This is a genomic window from Bradyrhizobium sp. HKCCYLRH3061 (genome assembly GCF_051168015.1).
Taxonomy (GTDB): Bacteria; Pseudomonadota; Alphaproteobacteria; order Rhizobiales; family Xanthobacteraceae; genus Bradyrhizobium.
In genome coordinates this window covers 1-20,971 of record NZ_JBNPUE010000018.1, presented here as the reverse complement: position 1 = coordinate 20,971, position 20,971 = coordinate 1, and the positions used below count along the sequence as shown (strand labels likewise).

Genomic DNA, 20,971 nt, shown 5'->3' with positions numbered 1-20,971 from the left:
GGTGCCCGTGAATGCGCCCTCTCCCCTTGCGGGAGAGGGCATGGAGGACAGCGCGGCAAGCTCGGTTGGGTGAGGGGATGTCTCCACAAGCCGCGATCGCGGAGAGATACCCCTCACCAGAATGAGTGCGTCGAGAAGCCGGTGCAGCCCTCTCCCGCAAGGGGAGAGGGCGCTGTATCAGGCAGCGCACGCTGCTGCGCCATCGATTTCCTCTGCAGATCCGATCAGCGCAAACGCTTGTTAACGCTGAGGATGAACATCACCGGCGCTCTGATTGACGCACCGTCTCATCTGCCCGCAATCTCCGCGCGATTGCGCAAACAGTCATATTGCAGGGGCAGGGGATCGATGGACGAGGCCGTGAAGCCGGGCATTCCGCTGTGGTTCAAGCTTGCCTATAGCGCGTTCTGCGCGGTGCTGGTGCCGACCTATCTGATGGCCTACGGCCCGACCAACTTCCTGTATTTCTGCGATGTCGCGCTGTTGACCACGCTGGCCGCGGTCTGGCTGGAGAGCCCGCTGCTCGCCTCGGCGCCGGCGGTGGGAATCCTCCTGCCGCAGGCGTTGTGGGTTGTCGATTTCCTCGGCACCGCCGCCGGCCTGCCGATCACGGGCATGACGGCCTACATGTTCGACGCCAAGCTGCCGCTGTTCACCCGCAGCCTGTCGTTCTTCCATTTCTGGCTCCCGTTCGTGCTGGCCTGGCTGGTCTGGCGGCTCGGCTATGATCGCCGCGCCTTCGCGGTCTGGACCGTCGCCGCCTGGGCGCTGCTGTCGGTGTGCTACTTCCTGATGCCGCCGCCACCCGCGACCAGCGACCTGCCGGTCAACATCAACTACGTGTTCGGCCTCAGCGATGCCCTGGCGCAGAGCTTCATGCCGGGTCCGGCATGGTTCGCGATGCTGCTGATCGGCCTGCCGCTCGTGATCTTCTATCCGACCCACCGACTGCTGCTGCGCTATGCAGGCCGCGCGCCGGTGTTGACGGTTGTTCCCGCAAGGTTGTGATCCGCGCGTCTCTTTGAGGATCGTCGGCACGCGCCGCCCGCTGGCGTCGCTTCGGACACCGGCCTCTCCGCCGTCATTGCGAGCGAAGCAATCCAGAGTCCCACGCGCGGCCTGGATTGCTTCGCTTCGCTCGCAATGGCGAAGATGCTAAGGCTTTGCCTTGAACGGACCGATCGAACCGCGTGACGAAGGAGACGACGATGCGGCTGGCAGTGATTTCCGATGTGCATGGCAATCTGCCGGCGCTGGAGGCGGTGCTCGCGGACATCGAGACACGCGGGGTCGATGCCACCGTCAATCTCGGCGACTGCGTGACCAGCCCGTTGTGGCCGCGAGAGACATTCGACCTGCTGGAGTCGCTGCAGTTGCCGACCGTGCGTGGCAATCATGACCGCTGGATCGAGGAGTTTCCGGAAGAGAAGCTCTCTCCCGCCGGTCGCTTCGCTCGCGCGGCGCTGACCGCCGAGCAGCGCCGGGTGTTGCACGCGCTTCCGCCGCGGATCGCGCTGGACCACGGCATCCTCGCCGTTCACGGTACGCCCGACGATGACTGTGCCCTCCTGCTCGAGGAAATGCTCGACGATGGCCGTTACGTCCCGGCGCGCCGCGACGTGCTGGCCGCGCGTCTGGTCAATCTCGGCGGCGCCACGCTCGTGTTGTGCGGCCACAGCCATCGGCAGGCGATGGTGCAGGTGCCGCGCGGTCCTCTGGTGGTCAATCCCGGCAGCGTCGGCTGCCCTGTATTCGGCGACATCCCGATCGCGGCGCAGCTCGAATATCGCTCTCCGCACGCCCGCTATGCGGTGCTGACCGAACGTCGCGGGCATTGGCAGGCCGAGCTGCTGGCGCTGGCCTATGACTGGGATCACGCGGCGGCGCGCGCCGCCGAGAGCGGTTTTCCGCATTGGGCCAGTGCATACGCCTCCGGCGCGGTGCTGTGAGGGATCGGCGAACAACGACGTGGTGATTGCGATTCCGCGTGCACGTCGGGCAAATCGATCCACCGCACGACCATGTTGGCGATGCCAATGGGCGCAGCCTGCGTCGAACAAGCGTGCGCCGAGAGACTAATTTCATGAGCGCCTTCAAGCTGATTTGCCCTGTCCAGTCCTGCTGCGAAAAATATCGCTGTTTCGTTTTTCCGGAATTCATGCTTCGATGGGCCCGTCCCGCCCCGGCACGAGGGGCGTATCGCGATCGTCACGACACGCGGGGTGGGATGCGATGGGCGCTTGGGGCTGCAGCATGGCTGATGCCGTGCGGACGAACAGCCCTGGCGCACGCCGAAATCGCATGGTCCTGGCCTCCCGACGCTGAGGCCAAGCCGGTGGGGACGATGATCCGCCGGTGACGGGGGCAAGACAGCCGGTCCCCGGGGAGAGTGCGTATAAGGCGTAGAGCCGTCGTGCAGGGAATGCCGGTTGACCGGCTGGACCTGTGGTGACTGCCGCCTGCTTTCTTTCTGCAGGCGGGCCATGGGTTGCGGCCAGCACCCGGCATTCCCTGCGCCCTCGACCTGAACGAGGGGGACATGGACGATCATGACTCGGGCACATCGTGCCGCGGGAACGACGAGTTGCATCCAGCCCTGTCAGCGCGCGCATTCGGAGGTTCCGTAATTCTACGGGCGGGACAATTAACGCGGCTGAAGCAGCCGATCGGGCATGGCAAGGGATCACAAGGAAGGTTCTGCGCGCTCATGAATTGGCCTGGGGATCCCACGCGCTCGAAGCGAACGGCCGGCGGCAGCCCGCTGGGGGCCTTCTTCCTTTGGATCGGCGGCTTCGGGGCCATCGAAGGTCTCGACGACGAAGCGCTGACCGAGCGCGATCGCCGGCGCATCCGCGCGCGGCAGGTCGATGCCGTCGCGCGCCTCGTCCCCGTGACCATCGGCATCAACTTCGCCAACGCCGCCATCATCCTCGGCGTGTTCTGGAACACCGTCTCCAATCTCTTTCTCTTCGCGTGGGGCGCCGCGATCGCCGTGGCCGGCGGCATGGCGCTGCGCGGCTGGTGGCGCGCGCGCAAGTCGCGGCCGCAGGAGGCGTCCGAACGCGCCACCTCCCGGATGACGCTGCAGGCGTTTTTCTTGGCGACCATCTGGGGATCGCTGCCGCTGATCGTGATGCCGCAGGTCGATCCGCATCTGCAGATCATCGTGGGCTCGCTGATGACCGGGATGATCTCCGGTGGCGCGTTCGCGATGTCGAGCGTGCCGCGGGCTGGTCTCGCCTACACCTGGACCCTGATGCTCGCCTCGGTCGGCTCGCTTTTTCTTTGCGGCGGCGCGACCTATCTCGTGCTCGTCGTGTTCCTGCTGCTCTACACCTCGTTCATGGTGCGGCACCTGGTGTCGCACGGCAACGTGTTCCTGGAAAACCTGAAGGCGCAGATCCGGCACGAGCGCCAGAACGAGACGATCTCGCTGCTTCTGAAGGAATTCCAGGAGAACGCCGCGAGCTGGCTGTGGCAGACCGATGCCGAGGGCCGTCTGATCGACGCGCCGCAGCGCTTCGCCGACGTGGCCCAGCTTCCGCTCGATCAGCTCAAGGGCGAGCGGCTGATCGATACGCTGAAATATCTCTGCCCGACGGATACGGCGACGCTCAAGACGTTCGCCGATCGGATGGCGCAGCGGCTGTCGATCCCGGAGATCCTGATCCACGTCGTGGTCGCCGGCGGCGAGCGCCGCCGTTGGGCGCTGACGGCGCGGCCGGCGCGGGATCACGAGGGCAAGTTCGCAGGCTATCGCGGCTTCGGCCGCGACGTCACCGAGCGCTGGCGCGCCGAGCAGGCGGAAGCTGAAAGCCGCGCCAAGTCCGACTTCCTGGCGATGATGAGCCACGAGATCCGCACGCCGATGAACGGCGTGCTCGGGCTCGCTTCGACCTTGCTGGAGACCAAGCTCGACGACGAGCAGCGTCATGCGGTCATGACGATCCGCGAGTCCGGCGACAACCTGCAGCGCATCCTCAACGACATCCTCGATCTGTCCAAGCTCAACGCCGGCAAGCTCGAATTCGAGACGGTGGAGTTTTCGCCGGCGGCGCTGGTCGAGGCGGTTACTGCCATCATGGGCGTCAACGCGAAATCGAAGAGCCTGCTGGTCAACGCGGATATCGATCCGAAGCTGCCGCCGGCGCTCAAGGGCGACGTGGCGCGCATTCGTCAGGTGCTGATCAATCTCGCCTCCAATGCGGTGAAGTTCACCGAGCAGGGAGGCATCACCATCGCCGTGGCCTGCCGCGCGCGCGACGATCAGAAGGCGACCATCGAGTGGCGCGTTTCCGACACCGGCATCGGCATTCCCGCCGATCGGGTCGGCAAGCTGTTCACGGATTTCGCCCAGGCCGATGCCTCGATCAACCGCCGCTTCGGCGGCACCGGGCTCGGGCTCGCGATCTCCCGGCGGATCATCGAGCAGATGGGCGGGGTCATCGCGGTGTCGTCGGTGCAGGGCGAAGGCTCGACCTTCCGCTTCAGCCTGACCTTGCCGTGGAGCGACAAGCAGGTGTCCGATCAGCGCGGCGACCGCGTCGGCGCCGGCGACCTCAAGGCGCGGATCGAGGCGCTCGGTCGTCCCTTGCGCGTGCTGATCGCCGAGGACGACGCCACCAACCGCATGGTGGTGTCGAAGATGCTGCAGGAGTTCCCGGTCGACAAATGCATCGTCCCGGACGGCTTGCAGGCAGTGAAGGCGGCCGACGAACGGGAGTTCGACCTGGTGCTGATGGATGTCCGCATGCCGGAGATGGACGGCATCACCGCGACCCGGGCCATCCGGGCGAAGGGCGGACGGCTTGTCGCGCTGCCGATCATCGCGCTGACCGCGAATGCCTTCCCCGACGATATCAAGCAGTGCCGCGAGGCCGGCATGACCGACTTTCTGGCCAAGCCGTTGCGCAAGCCGGCGATGGTGGCGGCGATGCTGAAGGCGATCGGCACGCCCGCGCCGAACGTCGAGGCGCCGGCGCTTGCGCCGTCCGATGTCCCGGCCGCGACGGCGGAGGCCTGAGCCGATAACGAGGGGCGCTAGACCGAGAAACTGGTGCCGCAGCCGCAGGAGGCGGTGGCGTTGGGATTATTGACCCGGAACGAGGCGCCCATCAGGTCGTCGACGAAATCGACCTCCGAGCCGGCGAGGAACGGCACCGAGGCCGGATCGACCAGCACCACGGCGCGATCGCGCTCGATGACGAGGTCGTCTTCGGCCTTGGCACGATCGATGTCGAACTTGTACTGGAAGCCGGAGCAGCCGCCGCCTTCGACCGAGATGCGCAACATCGCGCCGGCGCTCTCCTTGCCGAGGATCTCTCCGATGCGGCGGGCGGCGCGTTCGCTGATGGTGACGGGGCCGGTCGAGGCATCGGTCATGGCAGGAGGTCTCCGAGGGTCGTGCGTCATGCCCTATTCATTTGGTCCCGGGCACTCCCCATAGTTATGTGGGCTCCGCCGAGGAATCAAATCGCAAAAGGAACAATTGCCCGTGTCGGTCGGAATGGCTGCCCCCCGCGCTCCCTATTCCTGCGATCCCGATCGCAGCCGGGGCCGCCTGTTCGCCGAGCCGCCGTCCCGAACCCGCAGCCCGTTCCGCAGGGATTGCGACCGGGTGATCCATTCGACCGCCTTCCGAAGGCTCAAGCACAAGACCCAGGTGTTCGTCTTCCACGAAGGCGACCATTACCGCACCCGTCTGACCCATTCTTTGGAAGTCGCCCAGATCGCCCGCGCCCTGGCCCGCCAGTTCGGCCTCGACGAGGACCTGACGGAGACGCTGGCCTTGGCGCATGATCTCGGCCATCCGCCGTTCGGCCATGCCGGCGAGCGCGCTCTGAACCGCTGCATGGCGGAGCATGGCGGCTTCGACCATAACGCCCAGACATTGCGCATCGTCACCTCGTTCGAGCAGCGCTACCCCGATTTCGATGGTCTCAACCTGACCTGGGAATCGCTCGAAGGCATCGTCAAGCACAACGGGCCGTTGCAGGCGCCGATCCCGCCGGGAATCGCCGAGTTCAATGCCCGATTTGACCTGGAGCTGTGGAGCTACGCCTCGCTCGAGGCCCAGGTCGCCGCGCTCGCGGACGACATCGCCTATGACGCCCACGACATCGACGACGGGCTGCGGGCCGGCCTGTTCACGGTCGATGACCTCCAGGAGATTCCGCTGCTCGCGGCGATGATCGCCGAGATCGACCGGCAATATCCGGCGCTCGACCCGATCCGGCGCGGCGCCGAGCTGGTGCGCGAGCTGATCTCCTACCTGATCGCCGCCGTAGCGGCCGAAGCCGAGCGCCGGATCTCGCGGGCGCAGCCGATGTCGCCGCACGACATCAGGCGGCACAGCGGGCCGCTGGTGGCATTTCCGGCCGATGTCGCCGAGCACGAGGCGACAATCAAGGGGTTTCTCTGGCAGCGGATGTACCGCCATGAGCGGGTGATGCGGGTGATGCGCGACGCCGAGCGCATCGTCGCCGACCTGTATGGCCGCTACCACGAGGACGGTTCGACGCTGCCCGCAGGCTGGCTGGACGGTTGCGACGGCGAGGGCGATCGGGCTCGCCGCATCGGCCATTTTATCGCCGGAATGACGGACCGTTTCGCCTTAACCGAGCACCACCGGCTTTTTGACTCGACTCCGGATTTGCGTTAGGCGGCGGCATGGTCGAACAAGCTTCCACCCCTTACCTTTTTGCCGACATGCTCGCGCGTGTCCACACCATCTGCGCCATCATCGCCAAGCAGGGCGGCTGGCCCGAGGGCATCGATTTCTCGCGCGTGGTGGTCGAGCCGCCGCGCGATCCGAGCCATGGCGACATGGCCACCAATGCCGCGATGGTGCTCGCCAAGGAGGCGAAGGCCAAGCCGCGCGAGCTCGCCGAACAGATTGCCGAGCGCCTGCGCGCCGACGAGCTGGTCGCCAAGGTCGACGTCGCCGGACCGGGCTTCATCAACCTGACCCTGCAGCCGACCGTCTGGGCGCAAGCGCTCGGCACGATCCTGCGCGAAGGCGCTGCCTACGGCCGCGTCGCGCCGGTGTCCGGCGCGCCGAAGGTCAACGTCGAGTACGTCTCGGCCAATCCGACCGGGCCGATGCATGTCGGGCACTGCCGCGGCGCCGTGTTCGGCGATGCGCTATGCAGCCTGCTGCAGTTCGCCGGGCGCGACGTCACGCGCGAGTACTACATCAACGACGCCGGCGCCCAGGTCGACGTACTCGCGCGCTCCGCCTTCCTCCGGTATCGCGAGGCGCTGGGTGAGGATATCGGCGCCATTCCGGACGGGCTGTATCCCGGCGACTACCTGAAGCCGGTCGGGCAGGCGCTGGCGGCCGAGCACGGCGACAAGCTCAAGGCCATGCCTGAGACCGAGTGGCTGCCGATCGTACGCGACAAGGCGATCACGATGATGATGGCCGAGATCAAGGACGATCTCGCCGCGCTCAACATTCGTCATGACGTGTTCTTTTCGGAGCGCTCGCTGATCGCCGGTGCGACCAACAAGGTTGCCGACACGATCGAGTTCCTGCGCGAGCGGGGCGACGTGTATGAAGGCCGTCTGCCGCCGCCGAAGGGCGCGCCGCCCGAGGACTGGGAGGATCGCGAGCAACTGCTGTTCCGCGCTACCGCCTATGGCGATGACGTCGATCGTCCCCTGATCAAGTCGGACGGCAGCTACACCTATTTCGCCTCCGACATCGCCAATCACCGGCACAAGTTCGAGCGCGGATTCGCCGACCTGATCGACGTGTTCGGCGCCGATCACGGCGGCTACATCAAGCGCATGCAGGCCGCGGTGAAAGCGGTGACCGCCGGACAGGCGGTGCTCGACGTCAAGGTCGTGCAGCTCGTCAAGCTGTTGCGCAATGGCGAGCCGGTGAAGATGTCGAAGCGCTCCGGCGACTTCGTCACCTTGCGGGAAGTTGTTGATGAAGTGGGGCGCGATGCGGTCCGTTTCATGATGCTCTATCGCAAGAACGACGCCGTGCTCGATTTCGACCTGGCCAAGGTGATCGAGCAGTCGCGCGACAATCCGGTGTTCTACGTCCAGTACGGTCACGCGCGGGGGCATTCGATCTTCCGCAATGCGCGGGAGAGCGTGCCCGAGCTGCCGGAGGAGGAGGGGGCACGGCTGGCGTTCCTCCGCGACGCCAACCTCGAAAAACTCTCCGACTCGGCCGAACACGACCTCTTGAAACGCCTGGCACTGTACCCACGTACGGTGGAGAGCGCGGCCCTGGCGCATGAGCCGCACCGGATCGCCTTCTACCTGTATGAACTTGCAAGCGAATTTCACGCCCTCTGGACGCGGGGGCGGGATTTGCCCTATTTACGCTTCATTATCGATGATGATGCAGAATTGACCAAGGCACGTTTGGCCATGGTTCAGGGCGTCGTCTCGGTTCTGGCGTCGGGACTTGCGATCTTGGGCGTTAATGCTCCTGATGCAATGCGCTGATTGGGGGAAACACACGACTTCAGTTGGGGGCCTCAATCTGGCAGGGTCCGCCTTAGGACGCATATGCGGCTCACCCGCAGGGACGCTTCATCACGATGGCTGATCGTTACCAGGACAGACCCTTTCCCGCTGATGGTTTTGGCCGTGGTGGAAACCAGCAGGCCGATGCCGATCCGCTCGCCGAACTCGCTCGCCTGATCGGGCAGAACGATCCTTTTGCCGCCTCGGGCCGGGCCACCCCGCAGTCTCAGCCGCGGCCGATGGCGCGCCCCGCGGCGCCCGCGCCAGAACAGCCGGTCCCCGGCATGCCTTCGGCCGGTGCCCCGGCCTGGATGCAGCGAGCCCAGCCTGCCGCCGCCAACCCCTTCGCCGACATGGGCCGCGAGCCGCCGCAGCCGGCGCCCGCACCGCCGGCCTTTCCGGCGGGCTATCAGGATCCGCGCGGCCAGCCAGGCTTCCCTGATCAGGATTTCGCGCCCGCGCCCGCTCCCCGGCAGCAGCAGGGTTATCCGAACGCGGAGTTCGCCGATCAGTTGTCCAAGCTCGACTACAGCGTCGGCGAGTCGCGCCACGGGTTCGCCGAGAATGATCGCGACTACAACCGCGACAATGGCTTCGATGACGACGAGCCGGACTCCTCGCGCTATGACGATGCGCTGTTCGGGCAGATGGGCTCGGGACAGCAGGGGTTTCAGGGCGACAACGATTTCCAGGACAGCCAATACGGCTATCAGGACGGTTACGACGAAGGCGAGGAAGAGGAGCGGCCGCGGCGGCGCAGCGGCATGAGCACCGTGCTCGCGGTGCTGACCCTTGCGGTGGTCGGCACCGGCGGCGCCTACGGCTACAAGACCTACATCTCGTCCGGCCGGACCGGCGAGCCGCCGATCATCCGCGCTGACAACAGTCCGACCAAGATCATGGCCCAGCAGGATCCGACGCCGAAGGTGCCGGATCGGCTGCTCGGCAATGACGGCGGCGAGAAGCTGGTGTCCCGCGAGGAGACGCCGATGGATCTGAACACCCGCGGCGGCAATCCGCGCGTGGTGTTCCCGCAGATGAACCAGAATGCGGCTCCGCCGCCGGTCAGCGCCGGGGCGGCCCCGATGTCGCAGATGGCCAATGCCAATGGCATTTTGCCCAACAGTGATCCGCGTCCGATCAAGACGCTGTCCGTGACGGGAGGCAATCAGGCCGCCGCGGTCGATCCGCCGATGCCTGCGACGCCTGCAACCAAACCGGCGGCGACGCCGAAGGGCCGTAAATCGCCGGCCAACGCCAACGCGTCGGCCGCCAACGACAGCCCGATGCCGCTGACACCGCAGCCGGCCGCGCCGGCGAGCGCGCCGGCCCGGATCGCCGCCGCCGTGCCGGTCACCGAGCAGACCCAGAACGATCGGACCGGCGGTTATCTGGTCTCGATCTCGTCGCAGGCCAGCGAGGCCGAGGCGATGACATCGTACAAGGCGGTGCAGGACAAGTACGGCGCCGTGCTGGGCAAATACGAGCCGATCATCAAGCGGATGGATCTGGGTGAGAAGGGTGGCGTCAGGTACCGCGCGGCCGTCGGGCCCTTCGCGACGAAGGAAGAGGCCAACAAGATGTGCGGATCGTTGAAAACTGCCGGCGGACAGTGTTTCCCGTTTAGCAACAATTAAGGCTCGCTTGACCGCCTCCGAGGCGGGGTCTATGCGGCCCGCATGACCATGCGGGCTTTCATTACCGGCATCTCCGGACCTGATCTCAGCGACGCCGAGCGCGCGTTCATCCGCGAGTTCAGGCCCTGGGGCTTCATCCTGTTCAAGCGCAACGTCCAGTCACCCGCCCAAGTGACTGAACTGGTTGAGGAATTAAGGGCCTGCGTCGGCCGCGCCGACGCTCCCGTCCTGATCGACCAAGAGGGTGGCCGGGTGCAGCGGCTGGGGCCGCCGCATTGGCCGGCCTATCCCGCCGGCGTGGTGTTCGACCGTCTCTACGACCTTGATTCGGCCGCAGGCCTCCGTGCCGCCTGGCTCAGCGCCCGCCTGATCGCCGATGACCTGATCGCGCTGGGCATCACCGTGGATTGCCTGCCGCTCGCCGACGTCCCCGTCGCTGGCGCCGATGCCGTGATCGGGGATCGGGCCTATGGCACGACGCCAGAAAAGGTGGCGGCGATCGCCAGGGCGGTGACGGAGGGGCTGGAGCAGGGCGGCGTGCTGCCGGTCCTGAAGCACATTCCGGGGCATGGCCGGGCCACCGCCGACACCCATTTCCGGCTGCCGACCGTGGACGCGCCAGAAGCGGAACTCGATGCAACCGATTTCGCCGCCTTCGGGCTGCTGGCCGACCTCCCGATGGCGATGACTGCACATGTTGTGTTTAGCGCGATCGACGCCGCCCATCCGGCCACGACTTCTGCGACAATGATCGAACGGGTGATTCGCAAACGGATCGGGTTCCAGGGTTTGTTGATGAGTGATGACGTTTCCATGAACGCATTGGCCGGATCGATCGCCGAGCGCACGCGTGCGATCGTGGCGGCCGGCTGCGACATGGTTCTGCATTGCAACGGCAAGCTCGACGAGATGCAGGCCGTGGCCGCCGAGACGCCGGAGCTGGCCGGCCAAGCCCTGATCCGCGCCGATCGTGCACTTGCGGCGCGCAAGGCACCCACAGGCTTCGATCGTGACGCCGCGCGCGGCGAGCTCGACGCCCTGATCAACCGGCTGGGACCCGCGAGCGCATGACCGCTGAAATTCTGTCGTTTGAAACCGGCCGTCCCACGACGGAGCTGGCTGAGGCCGAGCCGGCGTTGGTCGTCGACGTCGAGGGCTACGAGGGCCCGCTCGACCTGCTGCTCGCGCTGGCGCGGCAGCAGAAGGTCGACCTCGCCAAGATCTCGATCCTGGCGCTCGCCGACCAATATCTTCAGTTCATCGAGGCCGCCCGCAAGATCCGGCTGGAGCTCGCCGCCGACTATCTCGTGATGGCGGCCTGGCTCGCCTTTCTGAAGTCGCGCCTGCTGCTGCCCGAGCCGCCGGCGCAGGAAGGTCCGAGCGCCGAGGAGATGGCCACGGCACTGGCCAACCGGCTGCGCCGGCTGGAGGCGATCCGCGAGGCCGCCAATCGCCTGATGAACCGGCCGCAGTTCCAGCGTGACGTGTTCCCGCGCGGCAACCCGGAGGCCATCGCGGAGGTCCGTCGTCCCAAGTTCACCGCGACCCTGTTCGACCTGCTTTCGGCCTATGCCATCCAGCGGCAGTCGCGCGTCGTCACGTCCGTTCATATGGCCAAGCGCACCGTCTGGTCGCTCGCCGAGGCGCGCGCGTCGCTCGAACGGCTCGTCGGCATGACGGAGGTGTCGGACGACTGGGGGTGTCTCGACGACTACCTGCTGGACTACGTCGTCGAGCCTGCACAGAAGGCCACCGTCTTCGCATCGAGCTTTGCGGCCGTCCTCGAACTGGTGCGCGAAGGCAAGCTCGAGCTGAACCAGAAGCAGGCGTTCGCGCCGCTGTATTTTCGTAAGCGTCCACCGATCCAGCCCGGCGCCATGGCTGCGCCGGACTTGACGGTTGAGTAACGAAGAAGGAGACCCTGCCATGGCAAGCTTGGCGGAACTGCGCATGGAAGAGCCCGACGAGATCGCGATCGAGCCCGCGGCGCGCCCCGAAGAGTTGCGCATCCTCGAGGCTCTCCTGTTTGCCTCGGCCGAACCGCTCGAGCAGGCCGCGCTCGCCAAGCGTATGCCTGAAGGTGTCGACATCAAGGCCGCACTGGCGCAGCTGCAGGCGGAGTACGCCAATCGCGGCGTCAATCTCGTGCGCGTTGCCAACAAATGGACCTTCCGCACCGCCGGCGATCTCGCCTGGCTGATGACGCGCGAGAGCACCGAGACGCGCAAGCTGTCGCGTGCGGCGATCGAGGTGCTGGCCATTGTCGCCTATCATCAACCGGTGACGCGCGCCGAGATCGAAGAGATCCGCGGCGTCGTCACCTCCAAGGGAACGCTGGACGTTCTGCTGGAGACCGGCTGGATCAAGCCGCGCGGGCGCCGCAAGACCCCAGGCCGTCCGCTGACCTTCGGCACCACCGATGCGTTCCTGGCCCAGTTCAGCCTCGAGACCCTGGGCGATCTGCCAGGCCTGGAAGAGCTGAAGGGCACGGGCCTGCTGGATTCCCGTCTGCCGACCGGCTTCACCGTCCCGACGCCATCGGACGATCCGACGCTCCGGGAGGACGAGGAGCCGCTGGATCCGGGCGATCTCGATCTGGCGCTTGCGCCGGCGGTCGAGGCCGAACCTGGCGACGCTGAGGAGGCAGAGGCCGAAACGGCGGAGATGGAAACAGTCGCAGCCGAGACGGCGGCGGCCGAGGCTGCCGAGGGCGAGATGGGAACCGCCGAGACCGCGGTTCAGGACGACGCCTCGTCGCAGGTCGCCGTTGGCGATCTGGAACTGCCCGGCACCGATGCGGAAACCGACACGACGGAGGTGGACTTCGCCGTCGAGGAGACCGAGCTCGAGCAGGAGGACGAGGCCGTGACCGAGCTCGTCGAAACTTCTGCCGAGGCTCAGGCTCAGGTGGAGGACGAGGCAGAAGCAGAGGCCGAAATCGACGCGGCAGACCACGAGATCGACGCCGCCGATGACGAGCACGATCGCGATACCGACGAGGACGGCTCGCCGCACCGGGAGTAGCGGCTTTGGCGTCGTTAACACTCGCGTTATTACGTAGGTCCGGCCGCGATTTGGCGGACCTTAAGTGCTTGTTTTTGGGGGCGCTGACGCCTACCTTCCGGCCAGATCGGGCTCTCCGCGCGCCGCTTTCGGCTGATTGCCGCCTTGGTTCGTGTTGCTGTTTCGCAATCGAATGCTAGAAGCGAAGTGTCGCGGTCAAGTCCATGGATATGACGCGGTTTCGGCGGTAGCGTCGACGGGCAGTCGGGTGAAGGCTGCGCCGGTGTTTGGAGGGTTGCAGGATGGGTTCGCTTAGCATTTGGCACTGGATCGTCGTGATCGCGGTCGTCCTGCTGTTGTTCGGGCGCGGCAAGATTTCCGATCTGATGGGCGACGTCGCGCAGGGCATCAAGGCGTTCAAGAAGGGCATGCAGGACGACGACAAGGCGCCGGAGAAGACCGAGCCCGTCAAGTCGATCGATCATGGCGCCACGCCTTCGGCCACCCGCACGGATGTCGGCAGCAAAGCCGTTTGATCTGCGCGTGAAAGGCGCGGGCGGCGCGCCCCCGCAGGGACGGCACCGGGACCTGTTCAGGCAGGCCCGGGCAGGCGGGATCAGAGGCGTCGTCGCGTAGGCGGATTGTTTCATGTTCGATATCGGCTGGAGTGAGCTGCTCGTCATTGGGGTCGTCGCGTTGATCGCGATCGGTCCCAAGGAGCTTCCGGGCGTCCTGCGCATGGTCGGGCAATGGATCGGCAAGGCGCGCCGGATGGCCTCGGAGTTCCAGGGCCAGTTCCAGGAGGCGATGCGCGAAGCGGAAATGGCCGACCTCAAGAAGAGTTTCGACGAGGTCCGTGAGGCCGCCAGCGGTTTCACCCCGACCGGCGTGATCTCCTCGTTGCAGCGCGACGTCGACAAGGCTCTCGATATCGAGGGGATCGACAAGCCTACTGAGCCGGCGCCCGCACCGGACGCGGCCGCTGCTTCGTCCGAGCCTCCTTTGATGACCCCGACGACCCCCGAACCGCCGCAGGCCGAGACCTTCGTGGAGGCTGAAGCTCATCAACCGGTGGGCGAGCCGCTGGCGATCGTACGTGAAATCAAGCCCGAGCCGCAGCCCGAAATGTCTGCGTCAGCAGAAGCTGAACGCCTGAAGGACGCCAAAGCGTCATGACCGTCGAAGATATCGAGGCCAGCAAGGCCCCGTTGATGGACCACCTGATCGAGCTGCGGTCGCGGCTGATCAAGGCGCTGCTCGGCTTCGGCGTGGCCTTCATCTTCTGCTTCTTCTTCGCCAAGCAGATCTACAACATCCTAGTGCTGCCGTTCGTCTGGGTGGCAGGTGCCGAGAACAGCAAGTTCATCTACACCCAGCTGCTCGAATATTTCATCACGCAGCTCAAGCTGGCGATGTTCGGCGCCGGCTTCATCTCCTTTCCGATCATTGCGACGCAGATCTACAAGTTCGTGGCGCCCGGCCTCTACCGCCACGAGCGCAATGCTTTCCTCCCTTACCTGATAGCGACCCCCGTCTTCTTCGTGCTCGGCGCCATGCTGGTCTATTTTGCGGTGTGGCCGATGATCGTGCGCTTCTCACTCGGCATGCAGCAGCTCGGCGGCCCCGAGACGGCGCAAATCGCGTTGATGCCAAAGGTCGGCGAATATCTGTCGCTGATGATGTCGCTGATCTTCGCCTTCGGCATCGCATTCCAGCTCCCGGTCATCCTGACCCTGCTTGGGAGGATCGGCATCGTCACCTCGCAGATGCTGAAGGAGAAGCGGCGCTATTTCATCGTGATCGCCTTCATCATCGCAGCCGTCCTGACGCCGCCCGACGTGCTCAGCCAGGCCTCGCTGGCATTGCCGCTGCTGGCCCTCTACGAGGGCGCGATCATCGCGGTCGGCATCGTCGAGAAGCAGGCGGCTGCGGCCAAGGCGGGCTCTTCGTCGGGCTCCGGCAACTTGCCGACCACGCCAGCGGAATAGGGCAGGCCCGCAAGCCCGGGCTCCATCCCGGGCGTTGCCTGTTCCCATCCGCCGCCTTTCGCGGTAGTGCAGGCCGGCCCGTGATCCACGGCGACTCGCCGACATCTTTCGTTCCCAGGACCGAACGACCATGCACGACATCAGATCGATCCGTGACAACCCGCAAGGTTTCGATGCGGCGCTGACGCGCCGGGGTCTGTCGCCCCAGTCGTCGCAACTGCTGGGCATCGACGAGCGGCGTCGCGCGGCGATCCTGGCGTCCGAGCAGGCGCAGGCCCGGCGCAACGCCGCTTCCAAGGAAATCGGCGAGGCCAAGAAGGCCAAGGACGAGGCGCGTGCGAGCGCGTTGATGGAGGAGGTCGCGAGGCTCAAGACCACGATGCCGGAGCTCGAGGCCGCAGCGAAGCAGGCCGACCAGGAGCTGGCGCGCGAGCTGTCAGCGATTCCGAATCTGCCGCTCGACGAAGTGCCCGACGGCAAGGACGAGCACGACAATGTCGAGCGCCATGTGTTCGGCGCCAGGCGCAACTACGCGTTCGCGCCCAAGCCGCATGACGACATTGGTTCACCGCTCGGCATGGACTTCGAGGCGGCCGCAAGACTGTCGGGCGCGCGGTTCGTCGTCCTGAAGAAGGGACTGGCGCGGCTGGAGCGCGCGCTTGGGCAATTCATGCTCGACCTGCACACGACCGAGCACGGCTACACCGAGATCAACCCGCCGCTGCTGGTGCGTAACGACGTCATGTTCGGCACGGGACAATTGCCGAAGTTCGAGGACGACCAGTTCTGGGCCGTGAAGGGCGAGCTGATTGCGGAGCCGGATGATCGCCTCAAGACCGAGCGGCTCGGACTCATTCCAACTGCTGAGGTTGCCCTGACCAACCTCGTGCGCGAGTCCATCGTCGACGAGAAGGAGCTGCCGATGCGGCTCACGGCGCTGACGCCGTGCTTCCGCGCCGAGGCAGGCGCGGCCGGCCGCGACACCCGCGGCATGATCCGTCAGCATCAGTTCACCAAGGTCGAGCTGGTCTCGATCACGACGCCGGAAACCAGCAAGGACGAGCATGAGCGCATGCTGGCCTGCGCCGAGGAGGTGCTGCGCCGGCTCGATCTGCACTATCGCGTCATCACGCTGTGCACCGGCGACATGGGCTTCTCCTCGCAGAAGACCTACGACATCGAGGTCTGGATGCCGGGGCAAGGCGATGGCGGCGCCTTCCGCGAGATCTCCAGCTGTTCGGTGTGCGGCGACTTCCAGGCGCGCCGCATGGATGCACGCTATCGCGGAAGTGACGGCAAGCCGCGCTTCGTGCACACATTGAACGGCTCGGGCACGGCTGTCGGCCGTGCGCTGATCGCGGTCATGGAGACCTATCAGCAGGCCGACGGCTCGATCGCGGTCCCCGACGTGCTGCAGCCCTATATGGGCGGCCTCAAGGTGGTGGCCGCCGAGCCATAGCGCCGCGGCAAATTGCATCCGCCCCCGTCGCCGCCATTGCGTGGCGGCCGGCGGGTCGTATCCTCCGGTTCTGTTCAGCAATTGCTTTTCAGAAACCGGCAACATGGTCCTGCATCGGGATATTTTCTGGATCGGGCGGCAATGGGCCGTCACCGGCTCCGGCATCCAGGCGGTCGATCAGCGCCTGAAGGGAGCGTTCGACGTCGATTGCTCGAGGGTCTGGGACGAGGGTCTGCACGACTCGCTGCGCGATCAGCCCTGGTTCAACCCGGTCGACTTCGAGAAGGCGTTGAGTGTCGCGCGGGCCCGGTTTGCAGCAGTGCCGCCGACCGAGCCTTCAGCAGTGCCGGCGCCTCCTGCTCAGCAGGCAGCCGGCGTATCCGGCACGTCCAGCCTACCGTTGAGGCTGGGCATACGAGGGCAGCTCGCCAGGTTCCTGCCGCAGTGGCGGATCCGGCATTGACCGGGTGATGCCGGCGAGCGCTCGGGTTTGCCTCGCTGCTGCACAGCAGATAAGACACCCCCGAACGATGCTTTCGAAGAGACGGAAGGTTGGCCATGCGGATTCTCTGCACCAATGACGACGGGATCCATGCGCCGGGTCTCAAGGTGATCGAGGAGATCGCACGGGCCCTGTCCGACGACGTCTGGATCGTGGCGCCCGAGCTCGACCAGAGCGGCGTGTCGCATTCGCTCTCGCTCAATGATCCGTTGCGGCTGCGCGAGGTCGGCCCGCGCCACTTTGCCGTGCGCGGCACGCCGACCGACTGCGTCATCATGGGGGCCCGGCATATCCTGGGGGCGAAGCTGCCCGACGTGGTGCTGTCCGGCGTCAACAAGGGCCGCAACGTTGCCGAGGACGTGGTCTATTCGGGCACCATCGCCGGCGCGCTCGAAGGCACCATTCTCGGCTTGCCGTCGTTCGCCCTGTCGCAGGAATTCAGCATCGCCACTCGCGACAAGCCGTCCTGGGACACCGCGCTCAAATTCGGCCCGCAGATCGTGCGCAAGGTGCTCGAAGCCGGCGTGCCGAGGAATACAGTGATCAACGTCAACTTCCCCGCCTGTGCACCGGAAGAGGTCAGGGGCGTCGTGGTCACCCGCCAGGGCAAGCGCAATCTCGGCTTCTTGAAGGTCGATGAGCGGCGCGACGGCCGCGGCAACCCCTATTTCTGGATCGGCTTCGACCGGGCAGCTTCGCTCGATTTGCCCGACGAGGGGACGGACCTCGCAGCTCTCGCGGCGCACTACGTGTCAGTGACTCCGCTTCGCCTGGATCGCACGGACGAGGCGTTCTCCGGCAAGCTCAGCGACATTCTCGGCTGAAGCGCCTTCTACCCCTGCGGCTCAGCGCCACGCAGGGCATGATCGATCGCCTTTCCGAGCGTCTCGAGCTGGAACGGCTTCTGCAGGGCCGGCCGGTCGCGATATTCTTCCGGCAACCCCGACGAGCCGTAGCCGGTTGCGAAGATGAAGGGCCGGTTGCGCGCCTTGATGAGATCGGCCACCGGCGAGATGACCTTGCCGTTGACGTTGACGTCGAGAATGGCAACGTCGAAATAGGTGCTCTCGGCCAGCCGCATCGCTTCGCCGATTTCGCCGGCCTCGGCCGCGACGGTGTAGCCGAGCTCTTCCAGCATGTCGGCCACCATCATTCGGATCATGACTTCGTCTTCAACCAAAAACACAGAGCCGCGCGGCGGCCGCGGTGCAGTCATGATGTCAGTCCTTGCCCATATCCGATTTGACGCTCGCAAATAACGGCTTATGGCGCAACGTCAACAATGTCGTCTTTCATGGCCGTGCGGCGTGGGCACGATCGCCCATAAGGTGAACGAACCGGACCCGACTTGGTTCCTCGTGCGGAACGCGGTCGTCGTCGGGACCATGACGGTGCATCCTGGTTGCGACGGGCGCGCGGAAAATCGGTGCGCAACCCTCGCCCGGCAGGTAAATTGCGCAGGAGCCCACCAACCGACATCCCGATGCCCCCAGCTGCTCCTCCCGAGAAAATGATGTTTCAGCTGACCCTGCGTCGGCGCGGGATCAGCGATCAGGCGGTGTTGCGTGCGATGGAAGAGGTGCCGCGGGAGGAGTTCGTTCTGCCGGCCGACCGCCCGGACGCCTATCGCGACAGCGCGATGGCGATCGCCTGTGGACAGACCATCAGCCAGCCCTTCGTCGTCGCCTACATGACCGAGCAGCTCAAGCTGCAGAAGTCCCATCGTGTCCTCGAAATCGGGACGGGGTCGGGGTACCAGGCCGCGATTCTGTCCAGGCTGGTTACCAACGTCCTGACGGTGGAGCGCTTCCGGACATTGGCCGACAAGGCCAGGGAGCGGTTGGAGAAGCTCGGCTGCTTCAATGTCGAGGTCATGCTCGGCGATGGCTACGCGCTGCCGCCGGGGGGCGGCCAGTTCGACCGCATCATCGTAACGGCGGCGATGGATGAGATTCCCCAGAGCCTGCTCGACCGGCTGGGGCCGGACGGTATCCTGATCGCGCCGGTCGGGCCGCAACACGGGGTGCAGACGCTCGTCAGGATCACGCGGACGGGTGATCGTTTCGACCGAAAAGAGCTCGTCGACGTGCGATTTGTGCCGGCAATTCCGGGAATTGCGCGCGAACTCTAAAGAGACGGATCAGCAGGCCGCACAACGCTTTATTCGCGGCTTAAGCGCTTATTTACCGCGGCTGTGTTTACTCGAATTCGTTGTTTGTTGCGTACGAGTGAGTAACCATGCCCGCCACTGTCGAGTTGCTTCGCTCGCGCCGCCTGCCGCAGGTTGCGGCGTTGGCGCTGATGTCATTCGGCGTCGCCGGCTGCAGCGCCGACATGTCGACGCGGCTGTCGCAGACGCAAAATCCGTTTTCAAACCCGTTTGCATCCGATTCCACCGGGTCGGTGCAGGCGCAGCCGCCCCGGCAGCACCAGCAATACAGCCAGTCCTACACGCCGGCTCCCGCGCCGGCGCCAGCCTATTCGTCCTCGGCGCTGCCGCCCCCGGCGGTCGGGGCTCCGCAATCCTATCCGACGGGCGGCGGTGCCGGAGGCATGTCGTCGGGCGGGCGCGGCGTCGCATCCTATGCGCCACCCGCTGCGGTCCCCGTCGCAGCGCCCGCCGTCGCCGCACCCCAGGCCTATGCACAGCCGGCGCATTCCTATGCTCCGCCGGCCCAGCCGCGGCTCGAGACCACCGGCACCGTGCCGCCGCGTTCGGTCGCGGCCGCGCGTCCTGCCAGTGGCACCAAGATCATCGTCGGCACCAGCGATACGCTCGACATCCTCGCCAAGCGCTACCGCGTGACGCCGGCTGAGATCCTGGCTGCCAACGGCTACAAGGGGCCGCGCGCGTTGTCGCCGGGCCAGCAGCTGATCATTCCGCATCCTGGCGCGGTGGCGGCTGCGCCCGCGGCCCAGCCCGTTGCTGCGGCGCCAATGATCGCGCCGAAGCCGGTGGCGGCCGCAGCACCGTCCACCGTCCACTTCGTCAACCGCGGCGAGACACTCGCCAGCATCGCCCGCCAGAATCATCTGACGGCGGCTGAGCTCGCCCGCGCCAACAACATCGATCAGGCATCGCCGCTGAAGCTCGGGACCAGGCTGACCGTCCCTGGCAGGGCCGTAGCGGCAGCCGCGCCGGTGGCCCCGGTCGCAACCGTTCCCCAGGCGGTTGCGACCGTGCCGGCGCCAGCGCCGACGACGCGGGTTGCGGCGGCAGGTCCGGTCCAGAGCGCCCGCCTGGCCCAGGCCAATCCGGCGCCCGAGAAGGAGGAGGAGCCGGCGCGGCCGGCCGAAACCACCAGCTCGCTGCCGACCTTCCGCTGGCCGGCTCGCGGCAAGGTGATCACGAGCTACGGCGCCAAGACCAACGGCAAGTCCAACGACGGCATCAACATCGCCGTGCCCGAGGGCACCCCGGTGAAGGCAGCCGAAGATGGCGTCGTCGCTTACGCCGGCAATGAATTGAAGGGCTATGGCAACCTGGTCCTGGTGCGGCATTCCAACGGCTATGTCACCGCATATGCCCATGCGAGTGAGCTGATGGTGAAGCGCGGTGATCCGATCAAGCGCGGCCAGGTCATTGCCAAGTCGGGTCAATCGGGAGAAGTCGGATCGCCGCAGCTCCACTTCGAGATCCGCAAGGGGTCGTCTCCGGTTGACCCGCTGCAATTCCTCAACGGGGCGTGAGCCGCGACGCCTGCCGTCCTCACATGCAAGGGCTCGCCTCTGGGCGAGCCCTTGTCGTTTGAGGCGGGATATCAGCCAAAGGCGTCGTTGCGAGCGCAGCGAAGCAATCCAGGGTGGTGTGCGGGACTCTGGATTGCTTCGCTGCTGTTTAGCCCGGAGACATAGCTTACACCTGTTCGGGGACATGGTTGACACTTTTGGGGTC

Annotated in this window: 19 protein-coding genes; 17 read left to right on the top strand and 2 right to left on the bottom strand. The window is 66.0% G+C overall.

Going from position 1 to position 20,971, the window contains the following annotated elements; translation table 11 throughout:
* The first annotated feature begins 348 nt into the window (after window positions 1-348).
* The 3 genes from ACQR2C_RS25495 (at window position 349) to ACQR2C_RS25485 (ending at window position 5,023) form a co-directional block, all read left to right on the top strand.
* Window positions 349-1,008, top strand: coding sequence for a hypothetical protein (locus ACQR2C_RS25495; RefSeq protein ID WP_434847741.1), 660 nt, complete (start codon window positions 349-351; stop codon window positions 1,006-1,008).
* A 200-nt stretch (window positions 1,009-1,208) separates the two neighbouring features.
* Window positions 1,209-1,949 carry a metallophosphoesterase family protein gene (locus tag ACQR2C_RS25490; RefSeq protein ID WP_434882380.1) on the top strand — a complete coding sequence of 247 codons (741 nt, stop codon included), beginning with the start codon at window positions 1,209-1,211 and terminating at the stop codon, window positions 1,947-1,949.
* A gap of 758 nt (window positions 1,950-2,707) precedes the next feature.
* Complete coding sequence (locus ACQR2C_RS25485; protein ID WP_434839837.1) at window positions 2,708-5,023, top strand: ATP-binding protein; 2,316 nt, start codon at window positions 2,708-2,710, stop codon at window positions 5,021-5,023.
* Between the two features lie 17 nt (window positions 5,024-5,040).
* On the opposite strand, the gene erpA is transcribed toward ACQR2C_RS25485, so the two are convergent.
* Entirely contained in the window at window positions 5,041-5,382 is a 342-nt protein-coding gene (gene erpA, locus ACQR2C_RS25480) for an iron-sulfur cluster insertion protein ErpA (protein WP_434847744.1), read from the bottom strand.
* 112 nt (window positions 5,383-5,494) lie between these two features.
* Here erpA and ACQR2C_RS25475 point away from each other — a divergent pair, with 112 nt between their 5' ends.
* From ACQR2C_RS25475 to surE, 12 genes are all read left to right on the top strand, one after another.
* Complete coding sequence (locus ACQR2C_RS25475; RefSeq protein ID WP_434882379.1) at window positions 5,495-6,661, top strand: deoxyguanosinetriphosphate triphosphohydrolase; 1,167 nt, start codon at window positions 5,495-5,497, stop codon at window positions 6,659-6,661.
* 8 nt (window positions 6,662-6,669) lie between these two features.
* Window positions 6,670-8,466 carry an arginine--tRNA ligase gene (gene argS / locus ACQR2C_RS25470; RefSeq protein ID WP_434882378.1) on the top strand — a complete coding sequence of 599 codons (1,797 nt, stop codon included), beginning with the start codon at window positions 6,670-6,672 and terminating at the stop codon, window positions 8,464-8,466.
* 95 nt (window positions 8,467-8,561) lie between these two features.
* Window positions 8,562-10,124, top strand: a complete 1,563-nt coding sequence (locus ACQR2C_RS25465; RefSeq protein WP_434882377.1) for an SPOR domain-containing protein — start codon at window positions 8,562-8,564, stop codon at window positions 10,122-10,124.
* A gap of 42 nt (window positions 10,125-10,166) precedes the next feature.
* Entirely contained in the window at window positions 10,167-11,195 is a 1,029-nt protein-coding gene (nagZ, locus tag ACQR2C_RS25460; protein ID WP_434882376.1) for a beta-N-acetylhexosaminidase, read from the top strand.
* The gene (locus ACQR2C_RS25455) at window positions 11,192-12,031 is read left to right on the top strand and encodes a segregation and condensation protein A (RefSeq protein WP_315751001.1); all 840 of its coding nucleotides are present in this window, start codon (window positions 11,192-11,194) and stop codon (window positions 12,029-12,031) included. Before nagZ ends, ACQR2C_RS25455 begins: the two co-directional genes overlap by 4 nt.
* Window positions 12,032-12,050: 19 nt before the next feature.
* A complete protein-coding gene (gene scpB, locus ACQR2C_RS25450) occupies window positions 12,051-13,148 on the top strand; it encodes an SMC-Scp complex subunit ScpB (protein ID WP_434882375.1) in 1,098 nt (365 codons plus the stop codon).
* A gap of 281 nt (window positions 13,149-13,429) precedes the next feature.
* Entirely contained in the window at window positions 13,430-13,663 is a 234-nt protein-coding gene (locus tag ACQR2C_RS25445; RefSeq protein WP_006614346.1) for a twin-arginine translocase TatA/TatE family subunit, read from the top strand.
* A gap of 112 nt (window positions 13,664-13,775) precedes the next feature.
* Window positions 13,776-14,303 carry a Sec-independent protein translocase protein TatB gene (gene tatB, locus ACQR2C_RS25440; protein WP_315799819.1) on the top strand — a complete coding sequence of 176 codons (528 nt, stop codon included), beginning with the start codon at window positions 13,776-13,778 and terminating at the stop codon, window positions 14,301-14,303.
* Window positions 14,300-15,115 carry a twin-arginine translocase subunit TatC gene (tatC, locus tag ACQR2C_RS25435; RefSeq protein WP_316178562.1) on the top strand — a complete coding sequence of 272 codons (816 nt, stop codon included), beginning with the start codon at window positions 14,300-14,302 and terminating at the stop codon, window positions 15,113-15,115. Before tatB ends, tatC begins: the two co-directional genes overlap by 4 nt.
* Window positions 15,116-15,245: 130 nt before the next feature.
* On the top strand, window positions 15,246-16,574 hold the full coding sequence (gene serS / locus ACQR2C_RS25430; RefSeq protein WP_434882374.1) for a serine--tRNA ligase: 1,329 nt from the start codon (window positions 15,246-15,248) through the stop codon (window positions 16,572-16,574).
* Between the two features lie 103 nt (window positions 16,575-16,677).
* Window positions 16,678-17,037: a hypothetical protein gene (locus ACQR2C_RS25425; RefSeq protein WP_316178943.1), complete on the top strand. Its 360-nt coding sequence runs from the start codon at window positions 16,678-16,680 to the stop codon at window positions 17,035-17,037.
* A gap of 95 nt (window positions 17,038-17,132) precedes the next feature.
* Window positions 17,133-17,900 carry a 5'/3'-nucleotidase SurE gene (surE, locus tag ACQR2C_RS25420; RefSeq protein WP_315799823.1) on the top strand — a complete coding sequence of 256 codons (768 nt, stop codon included), beginning with the start codon at window positions 17,133-17,135 and terminating at the stop codon, window positions 17,898-17,900.
* Between the two features lie 8 nt (window positions 17,901-17,908).
* Here the strand turns inward: surE and ACQR2C_RS25415 are convergent, their stop codons facing one another.
* Window positions 17,909-18,292 carry a response regulator gene (locus tag ACQR2C_RS25415; RefSeq protein ID WP_315799824.1) on the bottom strand — a complete coding sequence of 128 codons (384 nt, stop codon included), beginning with the start codon at window positions 18,290-18,292 and terminating at the stop codon, window positions 17,909-17,911.
* A 267-nt stretch (window positions 18,293-18,559) separates the two neighbouring features.
* Here ACQR2C_RS25415 and ACQR2C_RS25410 point away from each other — a divergent pair, with 267 nt between their 5' ends.
* Window positions 18,560-19,207, top strand: a complete 648-nt coding sequence (locus ACQR2C_RS25410; protein WP_434882429.1) for a protein-L-isoaspartate(D-aspartate) O-methyltransferase — start codon at window positions 18,560-18,562, stop codon at window positions 19,205-19,207.
* A 107-nt stretch (window positions 19,208-19,314) separates the two neighbouring features.
* Entirely contained in the window at window positions 19,315-20,766 is a 1,452-nt protein-coding gene (locus ACQR2C_RS25405; protein ID WP_316218778.1) for a LysM peptidoglycan-binding domain-containing M23 family metallopeptidase, read from the top strand.
* The last annotated feature ends 205 nt before the right edge of the window (window positions 20,767-20,971 follow it).

Coding starts and splice junctions, on each gene's coding strand:
- ACQR2C_RS25445 (WP_006614346.1), top strand. CDS start 13,430: ATGGGTTCGCTTAGCATTTGGCACTGGATCGTCGTGATCGCGGTCGTC.
- ACQR2C_RS25425 (WP_316178943.1), top strand. CDS start 16,678: ATGGTCCTGCATCGGGATATTTTCTGGATCGGGCGGCAATGGGCCGTC.
- ACQR2C_RS25455 (WP_315751001.1), top strand. CDS start 11,192: ATGACCGCTGAAATTCTGTCGTTTGAAACCGGCCGTCCCACGACGGAG.
- ACQR2C_RS25405 (WP_316218778.1), top strand. CDS start 19,315: ATGCCCGCCACTGTCGAGTTGCTTCGCTCGCGCCGCCTGCCGCAGGTT.
- serS (WP_434882374.1), top strand. CDS start 15,246: ATGCACGACATCAGATCGATCCGTGACAACCCGCAAGGTTTCGATGCG.
- tatC (WP_316178562.1), top strand. CDS start 14,300: ATGACCGTCGAAGATATCGAGGCCAGCAAGGCCCCGTTGATGGACCAC.
- tatB (WP_315799819.1), top strand. CDS start 13,776: ATGTTCGATATCGGCTGGAGTGAGCTGCTCGTCATTGGGGTCGTCGCG.
- erpA (WP_434847744.1), bottom strand. CDS start 5,382: ATGACCGATGCCTCGACCGGCCCCGTCACCATCAGCGAACGCGCCGCC.
- ACQR2C_RS25485 (WP_434839837.1), top strand. CDS start 2,708: ATGAATTGGCCTGGGGATCCCACGCGCTCGAAGCGAACGGCCGGCGGC.
- surE (WP_315799823.1), top strand. CDS start 17,133: ATGCGGATTCTCTGCACCAATGACGACGGGATCCATGCGCCGGGTCTC.
- ACQR2C_RS25415 (WP_315799824.1), bottom strand. CDS start 18,292: ATGACTGCACCGCGGCCGCCGCGCGGCTCTGTGTTTTTGGTTGAAGAC.
- argS (WP_434882378.1), top strand. CDS start 6,670: ATGGTCGAACAAGCTTCCACCCCTTACCTTTTTGCCGACATGCTCGCG.
- ACQR2C_RS25490 (WP_434882380.1), top strand. CDS start 1,209: ATGCGGCTGGCAGTGATTTCCGATGTGCATGGCAATCTGCCGGCGCTG.
- nagZ (WP_434882376.1), top strand. CDS start 10,167: ATGACCATGCGGGCTTTCATTACCGGCATCTCCGGACCTGATCTCAGC.
- ACQR2C_RS25410 (WP_434882429.1), top strand. CDS start 18,560: ATGCCCCCAGCTGCTCCTCCCGAGAAAATGATGTTTCAGCTGACCCTG.
- ACQR2C_RS25495 (WP_434847741.1), top strand. CDS start 349: ATGGACGAGGCCGTGAAGCCGGGCATTCCGCTGTGGTTCAAGCTTGCC.
- scpB (WP_434882375.1), top strand. CDS start 12,051: ATGGCAAGCTTGGCGGAACTGCGCATGGAAGAGCCCGACGAGATCGCG.
- ACQR2C_RS25465 (WP_434882377.1), top strand. CDS start 8,562: ATGGCTGATCGTTACCAGGACAGACCCTTTCCCGCTGATGGTTTTGGC.